We start from the raw sequence: 20,500 nt of genomic DNA, 5'->3' as shown, positions 1-20,500 counted from the left end.
ACTCACACACACAATGTCCGCGGCAAGTTCAGCGGCCGACAACACCATCGCCCCCGCCGACAATCCAATCTCTACCGTCCGACCATCACGCCCAACCCGAACCCGAACCAACCCCCCGGGGCTGACCGCGCCAAAGCATCCGAGATCTGCTGCCGCTGCGGACACCATGGTGGCCCCCTCACTAGTTTCAAGACTGCCTTGAATACTAGGCGGAACGCCTAATCCTTTCAAGGGCCCCTTGAAAGGATTAGGAGCGCAAGTTCCCCGGCTGCGTTAGCAGCGGATCGTCACATCGACTCCGCTTTACTACGCGCTGCGGCAAGGGCGTGATCGTAAACAACCGGAAAGTCGCGAAAAACCGCTTCACACAAAGCTTTTGGTATCCCGGCATCGGCCAAAGTCCGCATCCACTCCGCGATCACGTCGACGTCTTCCTCCGTGATGGCAGAAGCGTCACGAGCCCAACCCCGACCCCTGAACAGCATTCGGTTGTAGGAAATACCTACGGACTCAACGCATGCGCGCTCCAACGTCGCAACCGCGCGCTGTGCGGCCAATGAACCGGCCGCACTGTACGGCTCCAACTCCACCGCCGACGACAACGCAGACAGAAAATGCGGTGCAACGGCGACCTCAGTCGACCATGACTCACCTGCCGCCCGAGTCGCCGCCAGCAAGCTCAGCCCGAACCTGTCCTCGGCCGCAAACTCGACGAGTCCGGGATCAGGCGCCAACCACGGCCGCGACTTCTTGATCCAGTCTGATGGAGCTGAAGGCTGATCTGGTTGCAAAAAATCCCACGTCAGCCCTAGATCACAGATCGCGGCAGCGAACTTCATACCCGCCAGGCGCAGATCGCATGCGGCGCGTTCCAGGTCAGTTGCCCAGCCAGCCACCCGGGCGGTCGACTCGGGCGGGATGCCCAGTGTGGCAGTACCGACCGCCCACCGTGCGCTCTCTGTGAGTGCCGAGACCAGATCGCGATGACGTGCCCCCAGCACCGCGAGGTGTTCTACCCCACGGTACTTAGCCTGCCACTCCTGGTGCTGCTCTTGGCGCCATTGCTCGGCAAGCCATTGCAAATATTCGTGTTCACTCACTGTGGTGCTCAATATCGTCGCAGCCGAGCTCGGCTGCGACTGCGCGCAGCCTCATTTCGAATTGGTGGGCGAAATCGGCGGGATCGGCGTGGGCGGTCGCTGCGGCGTAGACCATGTCCGCTGCCTCGGCCAGGTCCTGCTCCCAGCCCTGCACGAATTCCATGGTGCGTGCCGTGACCCATTGCGCCTGATACGTCTGGCGCTCTCCAGTGGAAGACTCTAAGTGCGGTCTGGTCGCGCTTAAATTCACGAAATACACGCTGGTCGCGATCCGGTATTGGTTCCAGGTCTGCTGCGAAATGTCGTCGCCGGTACCCAACACATTCCACATCTCGCGCAGCTCGGGCGTCATCTGCTCGCACCTCGACACAGTCCACGTCATCTGAACGCCGAGCTGTTGCAGGGCTCGCTGCACCACCTCGCGCGGCGTCTGCACAATCCGGGCATACAACTGTGGATCGAAGGCTTCGAGTCGGTGCATGTGCATGTCGTCGAGGATCGGCCGCGAGTAGGGGCCATCATCGAATTCGCGGGGGCAGACGGCGTATTCGACACCGGGCGCGCGACCGAAGGGACTGTCCGCAGTGACCGCCATGGCAACCAGATGCGTGCCACCGCGCCCGCGCAGTTGTGCGTACTCGGCTAACACCTCGGCAGGGTCGGATGACCCGAACCAGCGTTCCCGAAATTGGTTGTCCACCCGCTCATCTGCCGCTAAAAGGCGTGCAGTCCGCGGCAAGAACACTCCCCACGGGATATAGCCGAAGCCCTCGTTGGACATCACCACACACTCGGTGGCACCACCAGCCTCACGCCGAAACACACCCACGGCCCACTCGATGCAGGCGTAATTAACGATGTCACTGTCACGACGGAGCTTGCGCACCAACGCTTTTGCGGCAGCCAACTCCGGTGAATCAGACCTTTCGCGCCGGGTGGACCCCGCTCCAGCGCTCACAGTGGCGGCCGGCACCACCACCGCCCCACCCGATCCGCCCGGCGAGCCCGCTGAGTTCGTAGCCGGCGCCGAACCACCCGCTGTGGCCGAATTGCCGGCAGGGGCCACCGGCGCTGCACCACTGGCGCCCCCAGCTACAGGAGCCGCCGGAGCGCCCATACCCGGCGGGGGAAGCATCATCGCCGCCGGCGCCGCACCCGCCGTCCCCGCAGAGTTGGCCACCCCGGCGCCCGCGGGATTAACCGTGGGCGGGGTCGCACCTGCCGCTGCCACCCCCGCCGAGGGCACACCCGCGCCCGACGTCAGTCCCGCCGCTGGAGTTGCGGCTGTCTGCCCGGCCGCCGGGGTGCCGGTCCCGGTCGCAGGCGGCAACGACCCCAATGCCGATCCTGTTGAAAGCCCTTGAGAGAAAGCCTGTGCCGGAGCTCCGGCGGTGGGTATGGCGTTAGCGGGCAGGTTCCCCAGCCCGGCAGCCTGAGTCCCGGGCAACTGCCCAAGACCACCAGGCAACCCCCCGCCCAAGCCTCCACCTGACCCCAAACCGCCGCCCATGCCACCCCCGCCGGGCATCGAACCAAGCCCCCCGGTCATCGACGTCAACCCCGGCGGAAACCCGACAGACTGAATCCCGCTCCCGCCGCCAGGTATCTGTTCGGCACCGCCCGCAAACGGATTTGCCACCGCCGGAGGCGGCAGCGGATTGTCTGTATCGTCCCCGGGGCGCCCGAGTCCGTTGCGATGGCCGGGTCCATGCTGGTTACTGCCCGCACCCTGAACACCGTTCTCACCGCCATCGGAAGATCCGCCATCTGGCGATCCACTGTCATCTAACGCTTTTTTGTCTCGCCCTGCAGGTACGGCGATGCCGCCACCGCCGCTGTGGGGCAGAACGGGATCTTGAGGCATCGGACCGCCCGAACGCGAAGTCAGAGCGGTGATATCCGCGCCAGCGGTCCCGTGAAACGCCTTGGCTTTTGTGAGCGCGGACTGGACAGCCTGGCTGGTCAGGTCTCGAGCGCGGGCATGAGCGGCGACCACGATCTCCTGTCGTTTTACCGGGTCTGCGGTCGCAGCGAGTTCCGCATTCGCGTCGTTGGCAATCCTGTTCTGAGTGTTGCGGGCGGTGCGATAGTCGCCCGCGACCCCGGTGAAATACGTTGCGGCCGCGTTGTATATCTCGACCATGCGCCCGTAGTCGGCCGCCAGCTGGCGGTTCTTTTCGTGACCGGCTTCCCACCCGGGCGACTGCGCGGCATCCTCACGCATCGCATTGGCGACCTTCAGCCGCTGCTGCAGTTCCGCAGTATTTTCGGCCAACGCCTTGTAATGCGCAGCTTGAGCCTCCAACGGCTCCGCCGCCGGCGGCACCATATCGAGAGTAATGATCATGTTGCCAGCGATGCTGACCGCAGGAACATCAGCCATCAATCCCCCTTATGCTGTTACCGGCACGCCGCGTTGACCTTGCCCTCGGCGGCATTCGCCCGATCAATCGCGGCATCTCGCGCTGTGCCTTTCCGGTGCGCGGTGGCGTTTTCCATATCCACGCTGGCCGCCATGTAGTCGTTGATCCCTGACCGGATCGCAACCGGTGTATTGGCAGGCAATTCGCGATATAGATACTCCCTTTCGACCAATGTCACCCGCGCCTCATTGGCCAAGGCATCCTGCACTGCAGGAGTGTTCCAATCACCCGGAGTGTGCGCCACCGCATTTGTGGCGCCATCCATCACCGATGCAGTTCTTCCCCACAGCTCACAGGCCTTCGCGCGGGCCGCAGCCACCTGATCAGCGGTTGGTGGCGGTGGCGACCACGGCACCACCACGGTGTTAACCGCACCTTTCGAGGAGGTCGCCAGCCCTATGCCGGCCAGCGCCACTGCGACCACTGCGGCCACGAATACGCCTGCCGCTCCCACTATGACTCCGCGGCTGGGGCCGGGAGTAGGCAGCCATGGCGGCGATGGTGCTGGCTGTCTTAGCTCAGGCGAGTGAAAGGGAAAGGTCACGTCAGCTACAGGCCTTGTTTAGTCGATCGCCGATGTTGTTTGCTCTGTCGACTAGCGCGTCTGCGTCTGGGTTTGACACTCCACGGGTTTCGCCGTCTGCCACTGCGACCAGCGCGGCGATGTAATCATTAGTCGCTTTGACGACATCGTTTGGGGTCGCCGGTGGCAGATGTTGTTGCATGTACTTAGTTTCAATCGCCACTACGAGCTGAAAATTCGCCAGTGCGGGACCGTATTGGGGCGATTTCCGATCACGGGCGGCGACAATTAAGTTCTGCTGCGAGTTGTTGACGCTCAAGGAGGCTGCCTCGCTTGCGTCGCAAGCTTCTTTTTTCGCCGACGCTATCTGCTCGGGGCTGTAGTTCGGCGGGGGCGGCGGTGGCGCCGTTACCGTCGTGATGGTCGCGGGTGGGGGCGACGCGGTCATTCTGATCACGCTCATAACGAGCGCACTTATAGCCAAGAGCGACGCAGCCAGCAGCACCAGCAGCACCAGGATCCAGCCCCTCCGCCGGGGTGGAGGTCCAGGAGGAGGCGCAGGCGTTTGAGGTGGCGGCAATACGGTTGCGCCCATAGGCGCTCCGGCCGGCGAGGCAGACAACCCCGCGGGATAGCCCGGCACCTGCGGATTCATGTGTTAAAGGGTATCGGCGACCGGCGACATACGGCTACCAATAACGAGCACTTTGTGCCGCACCCTGGGAACCCACCGAAGGAGATCACGCATGAGCATCACGCCCACCCCGCCACTGCGCCCCGGTTACGGCCCGAGCAGCCCCGACCAGGTGATCGCGCACGTGCACTCCGATGGACGGATGGCCATCACACTGACCGAGGGCACCTGCCTGCAGGTGCCAGACCTGGACGAGTGGCAGCTTCTGGGCCGCGTACCGATGCGCAACGACTGGCCAAGCGAGCTCAAGATCAACGTGGTGGCGTACCACCGCCACACCGGACGACTAGCACGCTTTTACATGATCCGGCCGCAGCATCCCGATGGGCTTGATGCTCTGGACTACAGTTCCGATCCCGATGACCTACCTGGTTATGCAGCCTGGAAGCAGCAGTGGGACCAAGAGAACGCCGCCGCGCGGTACGAGACCGATAAGCCGCTGTGGGACTTGGTATCCCGGCTACCCGAGATCACCGACGTGTTCATCGGCACCGTTAAGGATCTGCACAACAGCAACGAGAAAAACGCATGACCACCAACACAGACGTTCGTCCACGCGCTCCCAGCGCTGCGATCGGCACATCGTGCTCCACGAAGACGGCGACCCCCGCCTGATCTAGATGCGGCCTCGTCCTCGCAGGGACGGTCACCGAGGTTCGGAGACGGGTCTGTCGCTTACGCCTGGCCTCGGCAAGCCATAGCGAGCGCGAATCTCTTCTTCACCGAACGTGTGGCCGGCTGCGCGGTCGGCATCCGACTCTCGCAGCGACTGAAGCAGGGCTGCCACATCGATGGAGGGGTCGTCGAAGGGCCAGTCGTCGAGTTCGTCGATGGTCCACTCGTCGGGGGCTTCGCTGTCGCCCTGGTGGGCCGACGTGTCAGACGCTTCCCACACAGCGACATCACCGCGAGGTAGCGGCTTGTCGAAGTCATCTGAGACACCAAGGTCGGGCAGTTGACCGAAACGGCGGGACGAAGTCGGGGACGAAGGCAGCTCCGACCCGGTGTCACCGCACTCGCTCGTCACGCCTCCAAGGATAGGGACGTCGGGACATCCGGCCGTCACAACTGGGCCCGCTCTCCCGAGATAGCCATGTCCGCTGACAGTTGAGCACATTGCTCCTGTCGCACATCTAAAGAAACGAGACACCCATCGGGCGCTACTCCCCTGTCGCGTAACCGCTGGTCGTACTGTCTCATTTCTTGTCTCACACCGCGTGTCTCAGATCCGCATTGTCGGAGGGCAATGAGACGGTAGATGCTGTGACAGCGATTCTCGGGTACGCGCGGGTGAGCACTGTGGGCCAGGATCTCGATGCGCAGCTCGCCGCGCTCGCCGCCGAGGGGGTCGAATCTGGCCATGTCTTCACCGACAAAGTCTCCGGTGCAGTGAACACCGATCGGCCAGGCCTGACGGCCTTGCTGCACTACGCCCGCGAAGGTGACACCGTAGTGGTCACCGCCATCGATCGACTGGGCCGATCTGTCGTAGAAGTAACTCGCACCATCGCAGAGCTTGGCCAGCGCCGAATTCTATTGCGCGCCTTACGCGAAGGCGTAGACACCGGTACACCGACAGGGCGTGCGGTGGCCACTATTATGGCTACGCTGGCCGAGCTCGAACTCGAACTCGGCCGCGAGCGGCGCGCCGCATCCCGGGACTCCCGCCGAGTTCGCCAACTGCCGGCTACCAAGCCGGCCAAGCTGACCCCGGAACGCCAAGAACAGCTGCGCCGACTCGCCGCAACGGGGGAACCGGTCCCTGAACTTGCTCAAGCATTCGGTATCAGTCGGGCCACGGCGTACCGCTACCTGGCCAAACTCAGCTCGCCCTCAGGAGCCGCGTAATGACCAGCGCCGAACTGCACCCGTCGACTCATCTGCGAGCCGCGGCGTGGGTCCCCGATGACGTCGAAGATCGGCCGTATGAGGACGCCATCGCCCTGGCCGCCAATTGGATCTGGGAACGCGGCCAGGAGGAGGATCTAGCGCCGCTGCTGGTGAGCAACGCGCAAAATGCCGCGAGCTTCGGTTATGCCGACCTCGACGAGATCATCCGAGCGGGTGGGCACGCCACTCCGCAAAGCCGCAACCGGCCTGACCGCGGGCCGGTTCTCGCCTTCGTGCCAGATGAACGGTCGTTGCACTTCGCGATGGGCCTCGCCCGCGGTCATTCACTTGCTGTCGTCGAGGGCTCCACACCCTTGGCCGAGTGGGCTGCTGGCGCGGCCGCCATCAACTTGCTGACAGGAGAGGTCACCACCTCCGAGATGGACGATGACGTGCGCAAAGACCTCGATTCCGTCATTTTCTACGGCGGTCGCAACGGCTGGACCGGAGCAGATGACAAGGCCCAAGCACGGCGATTTCTCAGCGGCCACATCAGCGGCGGCCGTCTCACTCCCGATCAAGCCGCCGCCTACGTCCTATCGTCGCAGTCGGTGTCTGACCGCGGGGCAAAGCGACTACTCGAAATGCTCAGCCGCTAGTCGCGCGAAAGACCCCTTGAGGAGCCCCATGAATGCGATCCCCGCCCGCACCGAGGAAGAACTGCAGCGGCTAGCGCTGAATGGCCTGCTGGAAGAAACCCACTGGTTGGATCTCAAACGCGAGCTGGCATCCGGTAACGCCGCGAATAAAGACCTAGCCAAAGACATCGCTGCTTTCGCTCTTGACGGAGGAACGATCCTGATCGGCGTCGACGAGGACACGTCGCCGCCTAGTCTGTGGCCGGTCCCCCTAGCGGGGCTCGCTGAGCGAATCGAGCAGATTGCGCGGATGAGGGTCGACGAGGCAGTACAGATTCGGACCACCGTCATCAATTCGACAACCCACGCCGACCATGGGTACCTCGTTGTCCACGTCCCGCAGTCAGTCCGAGCGCCACACATGGCTGACGGGCGCTATTACGGCCGCGGCGACAAAACCAACCGTGTGCTGACCAACACCGAGGTCGTACGGCTCCTTGACCGGCGCCTGGCGGACCGCCGCGATCTGCGAGTTGAAGCCCGATCGATCCGTACCGAGCTCGTCGGCGACGGCGCGCCTCTGCTCGTCGTGCTGGCCGATCCGCTCAGTGCACGGGAAGACATGCTCGTCTCCCTCACCGAAGCCTCGCGGTGGGAAGAAGCAGTGCTCCAGCTCGTTCACGCGGCCACAGGTCCAGAACATGACACATACGCACCAACGCTGGCTCACGCTGGTGGTTTTGCTCGCCGCCCTGGCGGTGTCGCGTTGACCACCGGCATGTACGACGGGCAACGCTTCGCCGGCGAGGATCGCGCCGCCGAGATCGTGCTGTATGAGTCTGGCCGGCTCGTTCTGGCATCGGAGCGCGCCGTGACCACACGCTCATTCAGAAACGTGGCCCCTCCCCAACCCGATCTCACCGTCGTCTTGGAATTGTTGATCATCGGGCACGTCAGCTTGCTTGCCCGTCTGGCCGCTGCAGTGTCACACCGCTGGGGATACACCGGCAGTTGGCGGTTCGCCCTCTCGATGAATGGCCTTCGCGACTCGACGTCGTGGATGATCGCCGACCGGAATTTTGGCGACAGAGGGCCCGTCTACACAGAAGACATCTACGAGAGGGCAACCGAAGCTTCCCTGAGCGACCTCGATGAAAATCCCGACCAGGTCGTGGCAGCACTCACGGCTCCGCTTCTTCGCAGCCTCGGCAGCTACCCAGCCTGGGAAAAGCGCTTTAACCAGCCGCCAACCATGAACGTAGTGACGTAACGACGTATATACGTCACTACGTCAGTACGTCATTACGTTACGTCATTACGTTTTTTGGTTGAGGGGTGGACCGCAGTCTCGCTTAGCGCGGGCAGAAAAAACCCGTCCCCTGCCGGGAACGGGTGGTATTGCGCAATTATGCAACGCGCGTTGCGTCCACGCAATTCCCCTCCCTTGTCGGGTATGTCACCAGGGCTGAGGCTTAGAGACCCCACCAGCGGGGTCTGGAAGTTGGCAGGACTGGAAATCGGCGGCCACCAGCTGGTACCACCAGTGGTTGCCTACCCCGTCCGACGGTTTACCGCGCAGCTTTCCTGCGGTCTGGTTTTTGGTCGGGTTGATGGTGCCAACCGGGACGCGATCACGTGCGGCCTGAACGGGGAATTTCAGGTCGCTGTCGTTGCTGATCACCAGCGCGGCATCGATGCGCTTTTCGAGGATGTCGAGCAGCAGGTGAGCGGCCACATTCACATCGGAGCCCTTTTCCTCACGCCGCGCAACGGAGACGAAGAATCGCGCGTCGGGGGCGTTCAGTCCGGCGCCATCTTTGATGGTTACCGGCCAAGCTGGGGTGGTGAGAACCGGACGCCCACGTCGGTCTTTGGTGGCCAGGGGCGCGGAGGCGACGCGGTTGACGTAGTTGCCCTCTTCGATGTGATCCACGACAGCGGCACGGATCAAAGCGGCGAGGTAGGCGTCCTGTTCTCGACTGCCAACGCGGTTGTCAGCTCCTGAGATACGCGCAGTGCAGTACACGATGCGTTCAACGGTCGCGCCGCTCCAGGCGGATTGGTTGGCGATGAGCCGTGTCGCCAAGGCGCGCAGGTCAAGCCATCGCCAGCCGGCCGTGCCAGAGCCACAAAGGAACTTGCCGCCGTAGTACAGATTGAACCCATCGATGTACACACCCACTCGCATGCAACAGACGCTAACTGGCGGGCGTGCAATCGCCCGCCAGGCGTTTCCAACCGTGGCATGAAGTTGTGCGCGTAATGACGCAACAACGTATACGCGTCATTACGTCGTTACGTCTTTACGTCATCACGTCTTTACGTTTTGCGCCAACCACTGATCGGCCAGGTCAGTGAGGATTTTGCTCATGCTGGTGTCCTGATCTAGTGCAGCCTGCTTCAGTCCGCGCACCGTCGCGCGTGGCAGATAGACCGTGGCACGCTGCATATCGTCAGTGGGGGAGCGGAACGCCTCCGCCGCCCGCTTGGTCGGCTCTGTCTTCACCCGCGCGGCCATCTTCGAAGTCAAATCAGACATGAACCAGCGCCCCCAGCAGCTCGTCGAACACGTCGTCATAGCCGTACAGGTGATCCGGTGTAGCCCCGAACGCCCGGCGGATGCCCTCGCGGCGAACAATCCGCGTTTCGATCACCGGCACCCCTTCGTCCTCCAGCAGGGTCTTCACCTCGTCGGCTAGTCGGGTACGCAGATCCACGCCGGTCAACAACACGGCTGTGGGGCGGTGCGCGGTGATCTCCAAAGTCGGCCACACCCGGCGGACATCCAGTGGCGAAGCCCCCGTGGGCACCACGACCAGATCGGCCAGCTCAATCGCTTCTTGAATAACCTGCGCCGTACCCGGGGGAGTGTCCACGATCGTCAACTCCTGGGGACCACTGACGTCCAGGGGCCGGCGTGCCGGCACCACCGAAAACGGCAACGGGTCATCCTGGGCGGCCGCCGCCCATTCCAGCGCCGAGCCCTGCGGGTCGGCATCGACAAGTACGACATCGCGGCCGCGGCGCTGCGCAGCAGTCGCGAGATACACCGCCGACGTCGTCTTCGCGACGCCACCCTTGGTGTGGACCAAAGAAACCGTAGGCATGCCCCAAACATTACGTCACAGCGCAATGACGCATATGCGTCAACACGCTATTACGTCATTACGTCTACCCAGGTAAGCCGGTATTTGTACGGGTCGTTACCAAACCGTTACCACTCGGCTTGTCGGCAAATCGACCTTGCACAAGGCATTAGAGGTCGTGAATGCCAAACCCAGCACCCCTTCTCCTCGGCCCCGCACCTCATGACCCCGTCCGCCTGCACCCCGCCGGCGTATACCTCCCGATGAGTGCCAGAGAACTACCTACCGCACCGCGCGTGACGGAAAACAGCTCTCGCCCCGGTACTTCACTGATGACCGAGTTGCCACGACAAGAAAGGTGCGGCCAGTGCCCTGGAAAACAGCGCAGTTCCGCCCAGAAGAAGAGAGCGGAGCTCATACGCCCCGCTCCGGGACCCACTTTCCCGACCATCGCGAGAAAGAGCACCAACCATGAGCGGAACTGACCTGGCAGTGGGAATCGTTGCCATCCTCGGAATCGTGGCCATCGTCGTGAGCATCTGCGTTTTGGCTGATCGCATCCACGCCCGCAACCCGGACTCCAAGGTCACCATCGGGGACACCGGACGCGTCATCAGCGCCATCCTCAGCGTCATCATTCAAGCCGCCATTGCGATCCTCACCAGACGACCCTGACGCGATGACCCGCGGACTTCCGGTGCCCGTGCGTGGGGCTCTGCCCCTTCCTGGCCTGTCGCGTGAAGGTTTCTGTCACTGGACGCTCGGTTGTTGGGGGGTGTAGCCCAGGGCGCCAATCCTGGCAGATCTGGTCACGAAAAAATCACGCGCACAGCGCGTGTCTTGTATCAGATACAAGCGTCTGCCTGGCAGGCTGCAGACCATGCCTCGACCTCGTAAAGGCGACCGCGTTGAACTACTAACTCGCCCAGAGCGCGTCGTCTCCGACAAGATCAAGCACTTAGCCGCAGGGCACGGCATGTCTGTCTCTCAGTACGTGGCCGACCTTCTAGCCGTACACACCGGCTTTCCCGAACTTGTCCGCGAGCTCGACCATCACAAGGAGGTCCTGCCGCTGGCGATGTGAGACTCCAAGCCCGCAGCTTTCTTGTCCTGCTGGAACGGCCGGGCAGATGTGACATCTCAATAGCTGGGTAAGGGATCGATCCTCTGCTGACATGACGAAGGCCCCGCGTAGCGGGGCCCTGTCGGGGGGTTTGAACCGAGTTGGCGCTCGGTTCCGGGTCCGCACCCATGTCCCCGAAGGGATCTTGACTTTTGCAGGTCAGATCTCACGGTAGCGCATACCTGTCTGCCTTTCCAGACAACGGCGCGCTTCGTGATCAACTTTTGTCCACCCCGCCCGTGGACTTGCGTGCCATCGCATATCGAGGGTGTGCCGCCACTCGGCCGCTCGCGTCGCGGCCGCCGACGTATCGCGGTTGTAGCGCTGGTCGCCGTCGTCGCGGTGTCGTTCGTACCGCGCCGGTCGCTGATGTGGTGGCGATCCGCCGCGGCCGCCGGTTGCGCGGTGGCGATCTTCCGCCGGCCAGCATGTTCGTCAACCTCGAGCTCGAAGACGACGCCTACGCGGGGGTGCCGTGCTGGTCGGGGGGACCGGCGCGCTGGGCGCACGTCACCGTGGCAGTGGCCTACGACCTGCATTACCCTGAGATCCGGCCACGCATGTGCAACGGCGGCATCGCCAAACGAACGCTGATCGTGATCGCGGCCGCCATGGCGCACTACGCCGACCGCGACACTGGCCGCAACTGCCGGCCCACCAACACCCAACTGCACCACGACACCGGCTACAACGAGCGCACCATCCAACGCGCCCACGAATGCCTACGGCTGCTCGGGGTGGCCACCGAGGTCCTGCGCGGCCGCCAACGCACCTACACCGAACGCATGGCCTCCTGGCGCATGGGTGATCACCATCGCGGCTGGGCCTCAGTCTGGGTCCTCCACGACAACGCCCAGCTCAACCGCGCCATTAACAGCTTGTCACCCCACCCGGCACGGTCCCAAGTAACCACCACCACCTCACCTGGAGAACGACTGGTTACTACCCGCGGGCGCCACCAGGGCGCCCGGCACAGCGGCGCTGCGCGCCGCCGAGCTTCAGATCCCGGGGGACGGCGGCTGGCGGTGACTTGGCGTGCAGATCCGCATGCCCCACCATGGGCTCACCGCTTCACTCCGGCCAGTTGGGCGGCGATGCTGGCAGCGCCGGCGGCGGCCGGCTGGACCCCGCGTGACCTCAACCAGCTGATCACTGACTGGCTCGGTGTAGGCAGGCGCATCCCCGACAGCCCAGCACGCCCGATCGGCCTGCTGGGCGCCATCCTCGCCTGGCACGGTACGGACAACCTCGCCGAACGGCCGGCCGCTGCCGATCTCGCCCGCGAAGCTGAAGAGCTGGCCGCCGGCCAGACTCGTCGCGCCGCCGTGGCCGCCGAACACGCGGCCTACCTCGCCGCCCGCGACCAGGGCCAGGCCGCCCTTGCCGGTGCTGGTCGCGCCGCCGCGCGTGCCGAAGCCGTCCGTTTGTCCCGGCGCGCCGCTGAGCGCCGCACGGCGGCCGCGGCGGCCGATGCCGCCGCCCTCGACCTCGCGGTACGTCGCGCACGCTTCTCGGCATCGCGCCATGATGGATGTGTGGACGACGACGGGAGGGTGTGATGAACGTCGAAACCCAAGCCGATATCGAACGGCTGATGATCGAGCGCAATGTCTCGTTCGTGTTCACGCCCTCGGTTACCGAACAGCCCGACGGCACCTGGGTTGCCCGCTACCCCGGTGCGCAGTGGTCGGTGCGCGGCCGTGACGCACAACAAGCCCGCCAACTCCTGCACGATGAGCAGCTGGCGCGGATGCGCGATCCCGCCGCGCGGGATTGGAAGATTGAGGCTGTCCGCCAACACTTCTCTGAAGGCCCCGTCGAAGGCGTTTACGCCCTCGACAACAACATCACCGACCGTGTTCTCGACGTCGGCACCCCGGGCGCGCTAGAGGCCGCGGTGGCAGCAATCGAGCAGCAGCGCAGACACTAACCGTCGCGCCTGGTACAGCACTGCGGTGCCGAACAACCCACAACCGCGCCCGCCTAAAGGTGATGTCACCGGCGGCATTTCGCACCTAGTGGGTCTGGCTCCCGCGCGCACCGAACCCCGCTTCCACATTCGAATCACCGCCCGCAACCAGCCCCAACGTTTGCCATCACGCGACCGTTTCCCAGAGCGTGGTTCGCCGTTTCCTGAGCTGCCCGTCAGTGCACCCATCGCCTAGCTGACTCGTTCCTGCCAGCACCGCCCGTGAACCTGCGTTGCGCACTGTTGATTTCGTGGCGGCATTTCACCATGCCCGCACCATACGGCCAACCCGTTGACCTTCGCTACCAACACCGAGCAAAACATCAACTGTCGACATTTGTCCACCGTCCATGTTGCCCGATCCCACTGCCGCGCAACCTAAGCCGGCTCACACCCACAAGCCCCCGCACCAACCCCCAGCTGCACCAACCGTTCTCAAGCACCCCAGACACCACACACCTCTTGCATTAAGGTCACGGTTTCTTAAGAACCGGCCCATCTGTGTGGGACAGATCGTCTCTGAGGTCTCTAGCGTGCGCCTGGAAAGGGACGGCACTGCAGTGACGATGACGATGCATAAGCTCACTGCCGGCAACGGGTATGAGTACCTGATCCGGCAGGTCGCTGCTGTGGATGCTACGGCCCGCGGGCGGGCACCGCTGATCGATTACTACTCGTCGAAAGGTGAGTCTCCGGGCCGGTGGGTGGGGTCTGGTTTGGCGTCGCTGCAATCCACTGGGGCGCGCCAGGTTTCAGCCGACGATGTGGCCAAGGTATGGGCGGTGCCGGAGGGTTCCCAGGTCACCGAAGCTCAAATGAAGGCGTTGTTCGGCGAGGGGCTGCATCCCAACGCCGATGTGATCGCTGACTATGTGACCGCACGCGGGGTGCACGGTCTCGCGGCGATCGAGGCCGCCAAACTGGGTCGCAAGTTCTATATCCGCGACGGGGAAACCACGTTTGCCCGCGCCCTGGCAGTGGCCTACCGCGACCACAACGAACAAGCCGGTAGGCCATCAGCCGCGTCCATCGACGCGCCCACCCGCGCCGCGATCCGCACCGTCGTCGCGCGCAGAATATTCGCCGAGCAATACGGCCGCGCGCCCGCTGACGATCGTGAACTGACTGGCTTTATCGCGCGAGAAACCCGCGCCCGCACCACCGCGGTCGCCGGCTACGACTTGACGTTTTCGCCGGTGAAGTCGGTGTCGAGCTTGTGGGCGATCGCGCCGCGCGACGTCGCGAAAGTCGTGGAGGAATGCCACGACGCGGCGGTGACCGATGCGCTGGCGTGGCTGGAAACGCACGCCGCGCTCACCCGTTCCGGTACTGATGGTGTCGCCCAGGTCGACACCACCGGACTCATCGGAGCCGCGTTCACCCACCGTGACTCCCGCGCCGGCGACCCGGATCTGCACACCCATGTGGCGATCTCCAACAAGGTCGCCACCGTTGGCCCTGATGGGGTGCTGCGCTGGTTGGCATTGGACGGCCGGCCGATCCATCAGTTCACGGTCGCAGCTTCCGAGCTGTACAACACGCGGCTGGAGGCCCACCTGGGCGAGCGGCTGGCGCTGCGGTTCGCCGACGTGGCGAGCGAGGGCCGCGGCAAGCGCCCGGTGCGCGAAATCATCGGCATGTCGACCGAGCTGATGGCCGCCTGGTCCTCGCGGCGACTGGCGATCGAAGCCCGCACCGCCGAGCTCGCCAAGCAATTCCAGGTGGCCCATGGCCGCGAGCCCACGACCGTGGAAGCCATCGGGCTGGCCCAACAAGCGACCCTGGAAACCCGCGAGGCCAAACACGAACCCCGATCGCTCGCCGAGCAGCGTCAGACATGGCGCGGACAAGCCATCGAAGTCCTGGGCGGGGCGCGGGAACTGACCGCCATGCTGGGCAAGATTTTGTCCACCTCGTCCCGGCAGCTCGACGCCGTCGACGACGATTGGATCAAGGCGGCTGCGACGAAAGTTATCGCCACGGTGGCTCGGTCGCGGGCAACCTGGCAGCGCCACCACGTGCTCGCCGAAGCGCAGCGCCTCGTCCGGAGCAGCGGGCATGCCACCAACGCGACGTTGGCCGATCAGATCACGCAGGTCGCGTTGTCCGAGCCGCTGTCGGTGGCCCACATCGACCTCGACGACGGCGACATGGGTGAACCGGCGCCGCTGCGCCGCCGCGATGGAACCAGCGTCTACACCCGCCACGGCAGCACCACCTACACCTGCCATGAGGTACTGGCTGCTGAGCGACGCATCCTTGCTGCTGCCCGCCAGCTCGGCGGCCGCACGGTCGCCGACAGCGATGTCGAGCTGGCGCTGGCTGATTCGGCCGCACGCGGAAAACACCTCAACGAGGGCCAGGTCGCCCTGGTCCGCGAGATGGCCACAGGGGGGCGGCGGCTGGCCTTGGCGCTGGCTCCGGCCGGCAGCGGCAAGACGACCGCGATGGCCGCGCTATCGCAGGCTTGGCGCTCCTCGGGCGGTATCGTCCTCGGTTTGGCCCCCACCGCGGCGGCCGCCATCGAACTCGGCGCGGATCTGTCAGCCCCCACCGACACCATCGCCAAATATGTGTGGTCGGCCGCCCCAGGCGGTTCGTCTCGCCCCGCTGCGCCGCAGTGGTTCACCACGGTCGGCCCCGACACGCTGCTCATCATCGACGAGGCCGGCAAAGCCGGAACCGTGGAACTTGATGCGGTGATCGCCCACGCGTTAGCGCGCGGCGCCAGCATCATCCTCATCGGCGATGACGGCCAACTCGCGTCCATCTCCGCTGGCGGTGTGCTGCGCGACATCGCCCAGGAAACCGGCGCACTGACGCTGTCTGAGTTGGTGCGCTTTGGCTCCACCGCGGAAAGCGCAGCCACCCTGGCGATCCGCAACGGTGACCCCACCGGCCTCGGGTTTTACATCGACCACCAGCGGGTGCACGTCGGTGCTGATCAGACTGCCGCCGACATGGCCTACACCGCGTGGGCCGCCGACCTGGCTGCTGGCCGCGATTCCTTGCTGTTGGCGCCCACCAACGACATCGTCGATACCCTCAATGCCCGCGCTCGCCTGGATCGCCTCGCCGCCACTGGCGGGCGTGTGGGCCGGGAAGTCATGTTGTCCGATGGGCTGGCCGCCTCGGCGGGTGATGTGATCCGCAGCCGCGAGAATGCCCGCGGTCTGCGGCTGGGTCGCACCGATTACGTGCGCAATGGCTATCGCTACACGGTTCATCGGGTGCGCGCCGATGGGTCGGTGATCGCCACCCATCTCGATTCCGGTCAGCGCATCACCTTGCCCGCAGACTACGTAAAAACCCACGTCACCCTGGGCTATGCGGCCACCGTGGACCTCACGCAAGGCCTGACTGCCCAGTACGCCTGCCATATTGTCGGCGGCGGCCATCTCACCCGCCAACTGCTCTACGTGGCCTTAACGCGTGGTCGCGTCGAAAACCACATCTACCTATCCACCGCCGAGTCCGACCCGCATCGGGTGTTGTCCCCCAAGGCAACTCACCCCGAAACCGCCGTCGACGTCTTGACGAAAACCCTGGCCCGCGACGATGCCCAGGTCTCGGCCACCACCGCCGCACGCCAGGCCCGTGACCCGTTCGTGCGGTTGGGTCCGGCCGCGGCGATGTATCACGACGCCTTGGGTCGGGCGGCCCACCACGTGGCGTCCCCGGCGCTGCTGGCGCAACTGCACCTCACCGCCGATCAGCTCTACCCGGGTTTGACCCGCGCCGAGGCATGGCCGGTGCTGTGCCAACACCTGGCTCTCGTCGCCGCCGATGGGCGTGACCCGGTGGCCACGCTGAGCGAGGCCGCCAACGTCGGTGAGCTGTTTAGCGCTCACGATCCCGCTGCGGTTCTGGACTGGCGCATCGATCCCACCGGTGGACACTCGGCCGGGATCGGGCCGCTGCGGTGGCTGCCCGCCACCCCCGCATTGTTGGCCGACGACCCCGAGTGGGGCGATTACCTGGCCCGGCGCGCAGCGCTGGTCACCGAGTTGGTTGATGAGATCCGCGAGACCGTCATCCACCACTGGACGCCGGCGACCGCACCGGCGTGGGCCAAGCCCGTGCTGGCCGCCAACCGGCCCCTTGCCGCTGAAATCGCGGTCTTTCGCGCCGCCCACCACGTCGCTGTCGACGACACCCGACTGTTGGGGCCACCGCAGTACGCCGTGCGCGCCCGCGCCATCCAGGAACTGCTCGAAGAACGTGCCCAAGCGGTCGTGCGCACCCAGAACCCGCACACCCGCCGCTTTGAGCAGCTCATCGACTCCATCGACCCCCGTATCCGCGCCGACGGGTACTGGCCGCAACTGGCTGCGCGCCTGACCGAAGCTGCCATGAGCCGCCCCGATCTGCCTGTCCTGGTTCGCGCGGCCGCCACCGAACAACCCCTGCCCGACGAGCTGCCCGCCGCCGCGCTGTGGTGGCGACTTGCCGCCGAACTCACCCCCGCGGCCGCCCTCGACACTCCCGATGCCGGTCTACGCCCGGCCTGGATTACCGACCTGCACAACGTTTTTGGATCTGCGGCCGCCGAATCCATCATCGCCGACCCGGCCTGGCCCGGCCTTGTCTCGGCGGTCAATGCCGCCGACCCCACCCGCTGGACCCCCGCCGGCCTGTTGCATGTCGCCGCCGAACACCTCGCCGACGTCGACCCCGACCACACCATCCCCGCCCACCAATACGCCCGCGCCATCACCTACACCGTCGACCTGATCGGCGGCCACCACGACAACACCGAGCACCCACTCCCCGACCAACCCCCACTGCACCCCGAGGAAGAAGAACAACTTCCCCCCGACCCGCTCGGCGAGCAGCGCATCGACACCGGCGCCGCGCTGGCCGGCCGCGACGTCGACGAGCTGCCGCACCATCGTGGTGGCCAAGAGATCCCGTTGGGCGGCCGTGACGCCGGTCTGGACTTCGCCGACCTGCGACCCGACCGTCCGGTTGAGCCGTTACCGTTGCCGGCCGCGATGGCCGACGCGCGCGCACTGCGCAACGAATTCGTCGCCAGCACAGCGGACTTGGCTGCCTTCGTTGATGCAGTGCGCAACGACCGCGGCCCGGCGATGTGCGCGGCCGCCGCCCAGATCGTCGAGCTGCGGGCCCGCGCCGATGCCGACCGCCCCTATCTACTCGCGGTCCAAGACGTCGTCGCCCAATGGGCCGATGCCGAAGCCGACTACGAAGCCGCGCACACCAGCCTCGCATGGGCACGCACCCAACTCGCCGAACTGCAGGCCCAGCCCGATGCCGACCCGCTCGACATCGCCTCCGCCACACTCGACATCCAGCTACGCGCCATGGCCTTACCCGAGATCACGCCCGCCGAGCACTACCACGGGCCACTTGCAGAAGCACTCGCCGCCCGAGCCCAGGCCGCCGGCGGACCCGATCGCATCATCAGCGGCGCCGACGTCGACGCGCTGCTCGCCCGCACTCGCGACGTCGACCACCAGGCCCTGCAGGTGGCGCGCCGCCACCACCATCAGCTGCTCGCGCAACTTGACCGTGCTGAAGCGGCCGCCGCCCTGGCCTTCGCCGCCGCCGAAACCCGCTCCACTGAATATCTCAGCGCCCAACGCCACGACCTGGCCACCGAGCTACGCGTGCTCCAAGCCGCCAGCCGCTACCACCCCCAACGGCCCCTGCGCCTTGCCCCCGGTGCCATCGGCGACCTGCCCCCAACCACCGCCGCCGCGCTCACCAGAACAGCCCGCCTGCCCTTCGCTGTCACCGTCATCGACGCCCCACACTCGACCGAGCGCCGCGCGGCCCTACACACCCTGCACAGCGCAGCAGCAGCCGCCGACCGCAAAATCCTGTGGTGCAGCCCCACCCGCGACCAGGCCGAGCGTGCCGTCGCTGATGAGCTCGCCGACACCGCCGCCAACATCACCGAAGCCCGCACCCACATCACCACCAGGCAGTGGCAATTGCCCCCGGGCGCCCTGCTCATCGTCGAAGACGCCGCCACCGCCGACCCGGCAGTGCTGGCCGACCTCGCCGAACACGCAGCCACCACGCAGGCTGGCCTCATCCTGCTCGACACCACCGGCCGCCGAACATGGCCCCCGCAGCCCTCACAACGGCTCCTGGGCCTGCTGCACACCGAATTGCCCTGGACCACCACCCTCGGTGACCACACGCCATCTGACACCGCCCCACGCCCGTCTGCTCCGGACCTCGATGCCGCGCTCACCCAGCTACGGCGCGTGCACCCCGCGCTGCTCGACGACCAGCTGCGCGCCAGCCTCACCCGCGCAGATCAACTCCAGGCCACCATTCGCGGCGCCTACCAGCGTCACCTGGACGCAACCTGGCTTCGCGATCGCCATCAGGACCGCGATCGCCACATCGAGGACCGCGACCGCGGTATCGACATCTAGACCTGGCCGCGCTTTTTGTCTTGGCGCTCTTGGTATTTGATGAACCCGTCGACCGCTTGGGCGGTCACGCCGAGCTGGCGCGCGATCCAGGAGGTGCCGCGCCCCAACGCGATCAGCCGGCGCGCCGCATCGCGGCGGCGCTCACGCGCGGCGCCGATCTGCGCGGTCAGGTGCTCCATCTCCGCGTGAGCGGCCAAAAGTTCGCCCAGCGCTCGGCGCTCATCGTCCACACCGCCGATTGTTTCAGACTGCCTTGAAACGCTCCACCAGCAGCGCGAACAATTGAAATGTCAGGCCGGGATGGGTTGGCGGCGTCGGCTCACCGCAGCAGGCGTACTCACCGCACCCAACGTCCTGTTGAGCACTTCCTCGAGCTCGGCCGCGCGGTAACGGACCGTGCACTCAGGTGGCAACGACACACCCACCAGCCGGCCGGCCGAATCGACCGACACAACCACCTCGCCGGCATCCCTGGCCGATTCACCACTCACCGGCACGGCCGCCAGCAGCGCCTCAATACGCTTCACCCGAGCCAGCACCCGCCCGGCCAGGACGCCCCGAGCCAGCACCCGCCCGGCCAGGACGCCGCGCTCCTGCGGCGCCACGGCCGCCGGCCGCGCCGCATCCCGGGACTCCTCCCGTGCCGCCACCGGCCCGGTACCTCGCCGATGCCGCCCACAGCAGGTGGCGACAAAACGGGCATA

Annotated in this window: 18 protein-coding genes; 8 read left to right on the top strand and 10 right to left on the bottom strand. The window is 65.5% G+C overall.

Annotated features, from left to right (window positions below; all coding sequences use genetic code 11):
* Positions 1-287: 287 nt before the first annotated feature.
* The 4 genes from HMPREF0591_RS21470 to HMPREF0591_RS31275 all read right to left on the bottom strand — a co-directional run bounded on the left by HMPREF0591_RS21470 (position 288) and on the right by HMPREF0591_RS31275 (position 4,560).
* On the bottom strand, positions 288-1,100 hold the full coding sequence (locus HMPREF0591_RS21470; protein WP_007170766.1) for a hypothetical protein: 813 nt from the start codon (positions 1,098-1,100) through the stop codon (positions 288-290).
* Positions 1,093-3,483, bottom strand: coding sequence for a hypothetical protein (locus HMPREF0591_RS31970; protein ID WP_050790108.1), 2,391 nt, complete (start codon positions 3,481-3,483; stop codon positions 1,093-1,095). The genes HMPREF0591_RS21470 and HMPREF0591_RS31970 overlap by 8 nt, the downstream gene beginning before the upstream one ends.
* Before the next feature lie 17 nt (positions 3,484-3,500).
* Positions 3,501-3,956: a hypothetical protein gene (locus HMPREF0591_RS32500; protein ID WP_139093677.1), complete on the bottom strand. Its 456-nt coding sequence runs from the start codon at positions 3,954-3,956 to the stop codon at positions 3,501-3,503.
* Between the two features lie 112 nt (positions 3,957-4,068).
* Positions 4,069-4,560, bottom strand: coding sequence for a hypothetical protein (locus HMPREF0591_RS31275; protein WP_225325883.1), 492 nt, complete (start codon positions 4,558-4,560; stop codon positions 4,069-4,071).
* Positions 4,561-4,792: 232 nt separating this feature from the next.
* On the opposite strand from HMPREF0591_RS31275, the gene HMPREF0591_RS21460 reads away from it, so the two are divergent.
* Entirely contained in the window at positions 4,793-5,272 is a 480-nt protein-coding gene (locus tag HMPREF0591_RS21460; RefSeq protein WP_007170762.1) for a hypothetical protein, read from the top strand.
* Between the two features lie 114 nt (positions 5,273-5,386).
* Here the strand turns inward: HMPREF0591_RS21460 and HMPREF0591_RS34065 are convergent, their stop codons facing one another.
* Positions 5,387-5,767, bottom strand: coding sequence for a hypothetical protein (locus tag HMPREF0591_RS34065; RefSeq protein WP_225325882.1), 381 nt, complete (start codon positions 5,765-5,767; stop codon positions 5,387-5,389).
* Positions 5,768-6,003: 236 nt separating this feature from the next.
* Between HMPREF0591_RS34065 and HMPREF0591_RS21450 the strand changes: the two genes are divergently transcribed.
* Genes HMPREF0591_RS21450 through HMPREF0591_RS21440 form a run of 3 tightly spaced genes read left to right on the top strand, consistent with a single transcriptional unit; the run spans position 6,004 to position 8,478 of the window.
* Entirely contained in the window at positions 6,004-6,588 is a 585-nt protein-coding gene (locus HMPREF0591_RS21450; RefSeq protein ID WP_036460030.1) for a recombinase family protein, read from the top strand.
* Positions 6,588-7,229 carry a hypothetical protein gene (locus tag HMPREF0591_RS33505; RefSeq protein WP_007170759.1) on the top strand — a complete coding sequence of 214 codons (642 nt, stop codon included), beginning with the start codon at positions 6,588-6,590 and terminating at the stop codon, positions 7,227-7,229. Before HMPREF0591_RS21450 ends, HMPREF0591_RS33505 begins: the two co-directional genes overlap by 1 nt.
* A 28-nt stretch (positions 7,230-7,257) precedes the next feature.
* A complete protein-coding gene (locus HMPREF0591_RS21440) occupies positions 7,258-8,478 on the top strand; it encodes an AlbA family DNA-binding domain-containing protein (protein ID WP_007170758.1) in 1,221 nt (406 codons plus the stop codon).
* Positions 8,479-8,664: 186 nt separating this feature from the next.
* Here HMPREF0591_RS21440 and HMPREF0591_RS21435 read toward each other — a convergent pair whose 3' ends face one another.
* The 3 genes from HMPREF0591_RS21435 to HMPREF0591_RS21425 form a co-directional block, all read right to left on the bottom strand.
* Entirely contained in the window at positions 8,665-9,396 is a 732-nt protein-coding gene (locus HMPREF0591_RS21435; RefSeq protein WP_036460027.1) for an NYN domain-containing protein, read from the bottom strand.
* 123 nt (positions 9,397-9,519) lie between these two features.
* Entirely contained in the window at positions 9,520-9,747 is a 228-nt protein-coding gene (locus HMPREF0591_RS21430) for a hypothetical protein (RefSeq protein WP_007170756.1), read from the bottom strand.
* Positions 9,740-10,315 carry a ParA family protein gene (locus HMPREF0591_RS21425; protein WP_007170755.1) on the bottom strand — a complete coding sequence of 192 codons (576 nt, stop codon included), beginning with the start codon at positions 10,313-10,315 and terminating at the stop codon, positions 9,740-9,742. The genes HMPREF0591_RS21430 and HMPREF0591_RS21425 overlap by 8 nt, the downstream gene beginning before the upstream one ends.
* Before the next feature lie 450 nt (positions 10,316-10,765).
* Between HMPREF0591_RS21425 and HMPREF0591_RS21420 the strand changes: the two genes are divergently transcribed.
* The 4 genes from HMPREF0591_RS21420 to mobF all read left to right on the top strand — a co-directional run bounded on the left by HMPREF0591_RS21420 (position 10,766) and on the right by mobF (position 19,796).
* Complete coding sequence (locus HMPREF0591_RS21420) at positions 10,766-10,969, top strand: hypothetical protein (protein WP_007170754.1); 204 nt, start codon at positions 10,766-10,768, stop codon at positions 10,967-10,969.
* 969 nt (positions 10,970-11,938) lie between these two features.
* Entirely contained in the window at positions 11,939-12,976 is a 1,038-nt protein-coding gene (locus HMPREF0591_RS21410; protein WP_244269061.1) for a helix-turn-helix domain-containing protein, read from the top strand.
* Positions 12,976-13,347 (top strand): hypothetical protein, encoded by a 372-nt coding sequence (locus HMPREF0591_RS21405; protein WP_007170752.1) that lies wholly within the window; start codon positions 12,976-12,978, stop codon positions 13,345-13,347. The genes HMPREF0591_RS21410 and HMPREF0591_RS21405 overlap by 1 nt, the downstream gene beginning before the upstream one ends.
* A 605-nt stretch (positions 13,348-13,952) precedes the next feature.
* Positions 13,953-19,796 carry a MobF family relaxase gene (mobF, locus tag HMPREF0591_RS21400; RefSeq protein ID WP_047324110.1) on the top strand — a complete coding sequence of 1,948 codons (5,844 nt, stop codon included), beginning with the start codon at positions 13,953-13,955 and terminating at the stop codon, positions 19,794-19,796.
* Here the strand turns inward: mobF and HMPREF0591_RS21395 are convergent.
* Positions 19,793-20,026 (bottom strand): hypothetical protein, encoded by a 234-nt coding sequence (locus HMPREF0591_RS21395; RefSeq protein WP_007170750.1) that lies wholly within the window; start codon positions 20,024-20,026, stop codon positions 19,793-19,795. The two genes, mobF and HMPREF0591_RS21395, sit on opposite strands and share 4 nt — an antisense overlap.
* 60 nt (positions 20,027-20,086) lie before the next feature.
* Positions 20,087-20,500: hypothetical protein (locus HMPREF0591_RS21390; protein WP_208857796.1), on the bottom strand; the 414-nt coding region annotated here is incomplete at its 5' end.

Source organism: Mycobacterium parascrofulaceum ATCC BAA-614 (assembly GCF_000164135.1).
Taxonomy (GTDB): domain Bacteria; phylum Actinomycetota; class Actinomycetes; order Mycobacteriales; family Mycobacteriaceae; genus Mycobacterium; species Mycobacterium parascrofulaceum.
This window is presented reverse-complemented; position numbering and strand designations above follow the sequence as displayed.